The following is a 2,703-nucleotide window of genomic DNA, read 5'->3' as shown; positions in this document are numbered from 1 at the left end:
ACATAGCTTTTATGACCTTTGAGTTCGGTAATTTGATTACCTTGTAAGTCCCACACTCGCGCTGTGTTGTCATAGGATGCAGTAACAATTTTACTGCCGTCTGGGCTAAAGTTTGCACTAACGACATAGCTTTTATGACCTTTGAGTTCGGTAATTTGATTACCTTGTAAGTCCCACACTCGCGCTGTGGCATCATCAGAGGAAGTGATGATCTTGCTAGCATCAGGGCTGAAGTTCGCATATCTAACAGTATCTGTATGACCTTTAAGTTCGGTGATTTGCTTTCCTTGTACAGTCCAAACTCGCGCAGTTCTGTCAGAGGAAGCGGTGACAATTTTGCTACCATCAGGGCTGAAATTTACACTATTTACAGCACTCGTATGTCCTTGAAAGCGGTTTTGCTCAGGTACTTGATAAATTGCTTGCAGTAAGATGGGTAAAACATCAGACTGTTTAATTTCTTTCCAATTCATTGAACGTTTTTCAATCTGCTTGAGCTTATACCCCGCTCTTAAAGCTGATAGTAGAGATTCGATTCCAAGATTATCTAAAAATGCAACTTTAGCGTTTACACTCTCCAGTTTGACCTCTGCCAGCGCAATCAGTTCTCTTGCAATCTCATTTGCTTGACTCAGAGTCTCATTCACCTTTTCTACAGTCTCCCTTGCCAAGCGTTCTGATTCTAACTTCAGGTCGATTTCACGCTTCTCTGTATTCCGACTATCGCGTAAAAACTGCTCGTCTTCATCGCTCAGTCGCTTTCCCTTCGCCCAAATTTCCGCATCCTCTAGTGCCTGCCCTCGCAGTAAAAACGATTCCTTTTGCTCCTCGCCTTCCTCTTGCCATGCCCTCAAAGCCTCTGCATAAAAAGATGGACGCAAATCTGCTAAAGCCCGATCGCACCACGTTTGATTAAACACCACAGCATAGATTGGGTTGTAAACCATCAGCCTTCCATCCCGCTTCACCACCAAACCCGTTAAACGCAACTGCATTTGTTCGCTACTCTCATCCGCAGCAATGCCGTCACTATCTAAAACCTGCTGATACAGCCCCAATAATCGTCCTCTCCCTCGCTCGTCACTATGCAAAATCCGATCGCGTATTGTTTTCAAATGAGGTGGCACATCCTGCGCTTCCCAATTCTCGACAATCTTGGCATAGACAACCTGTTCCACCAGCTCCGACGCATACAACGACAGATCGGTATTCTGTATCAATAAATTCAATAACTTCTGCGTTAAAAACGGCTGTCCGCCTGTCCAATACAGGACTGCTTGCAAAACTGCCTGCGGATCGCTTACTTTCCCTTCCAACCCTCTAACTAGTGGCGTTGCCTCATGCAATTGAAACCCACTCATTTCGATGGGATACCCAATATTAAACGACAATCGCTGACCGCTACGAATTAGATCGTAGGGCGTTGCAACGCCCAGAAAAGCAAATGTGAGGCGATTGTATTCAGGCTTCTCGGCGCGGCGTTCGTATAACGAGCGGATCAACACAAAAAATCCATCGGTATCAAACTTGAGGCTGAGCAGGTTATCCACCTCCTCCACAAAAATTACGATGCTTTGCGTGGTTTGGGGTAGCAGCACGTCATCGATAAACTCATAAAACCGCTCTACTACCGAAATCGACTGGGCATCCAGTTCCTTCCACCACTTTGAGAAATCAATCCGATCCTCCAGATGCAAATCGCAGATCAAGCGCTTGATCGTTCCCGCATACCATTGGTCTTCGCGCAACGTCGTCCCTCGCGTCTGCGGATCGATCACGGCACAGAGCGCCCCATCTTCCTGTAACTTTTGCATGGCGCGCACGCGCAAACTCGACTTGCCCATCTGGCGCGAGTTAAACACAAAACAATATTCGCCATTCTTGAGGCGATCGTAAATCTCGCGATCGGCTTGGCGCTCCACATAGGCAGGCGCATCGACCGCAAGGCTGCCACCCACTTGATAGCTAAATGGAGTGGTGGGACTTGCTTGCTGCGATTCAGGTAGATTCGTCATGGCTTACAGATATTTTCAGAACGTAATTTACCTCGATCTCTTCTCGATGCCACACATTTGTCTATCACTGTCTGTGGCGTTGGGGTTGGTGGAGAGATAGTCGTGCAGCTTCTCGCAGCCAAGCACGAACAGGCGATCCAAATCGCTTTCAATGTTATTCCATACCCGCGCTGTTTTATCATCGGAAGCAGTGACGATTTTCCTACCATCAGGGCTAAAAGTTGCGCTCCTGAGAGCATTTGTATGACCTTTTAGTTCGACAAGTTGGTTACCTTGGAGATCCCATACCCGCGCTGTTTTATCATCGGAAGCAGTGACGATTTTTCTACCATCAGGGCTAAAAATTGCGCTCCTGAGAGCATTTGCATGACCTTTTAGTTCGACAAGTTGGTTACCTTGGAGATCCCATACCCGCGCTGTTTTATCATCGGAAGCAGTGACGATTTTTCTACCATCAGGGCTAAAAATTGCACTATTGACATAATTTGTATGACCTTTTAGTTCGACAAGTTGGTTACCTTGGAGATCCCACACTCGTGCCTTTTTATCAACGGAAGTAGTGACAATTTTGTTGCCGTCAGGGCTAAAAGTTGCGCTCCTGAGAGCATTTGCATGACCTTTTAGTTCGGTCAGAAGGTTACCTTGGAGATCCCATATCCGCGCTGTTTTATCATNNGAAGCAGTGNNT

General features: G+C 46.6%; 2 protein-coding genes. Both read right to left on the bottom strand.

Annotation, left to right across the window (positions count from 1 at the left end; translation table 11 throughout):
- Positions 1-2,015: AAA-like domain-containing protein (locus tag ACP2WE_RS25470; RefSeq protein WP_425218326.1), on the bottom strand; the 2,015-nt coding region annotated here is incomplete at its 3' end.
- A 27-nt stretch (positions 2,016-2,042) separates the two neighbouring features.
- Complete coding sequence (locus ACP2WE_RS25465) at positions 2,043-2,648, bottom strand: WD40 repeat domain-containing protein (protein WP_425218329.1); 606 nt, start codon at positions 2,646-2,648, stop codon at positions 2,043-2,045.
- Between the last annotated feature and the right edge of the window lie 55 nt (positions 2,649-2,703).

The organism is Tumidithrix helvetica PCC 7403, assembly GCF_965232925.1.
In the GTDB taxonomy this organism is placed as follows: Bacteria; Cyanobacteriota; Cyanobacteriia; order Pseudanabaenales; family Pseudanabaenaceae; genus Tumidithrix; species Tumidithrix helvetica.
The sequence above is the reverse complement of the archived record's forward strand: the minus strand, read 5'-3'. Positions and strand labels throughout refer to the sequence as shown.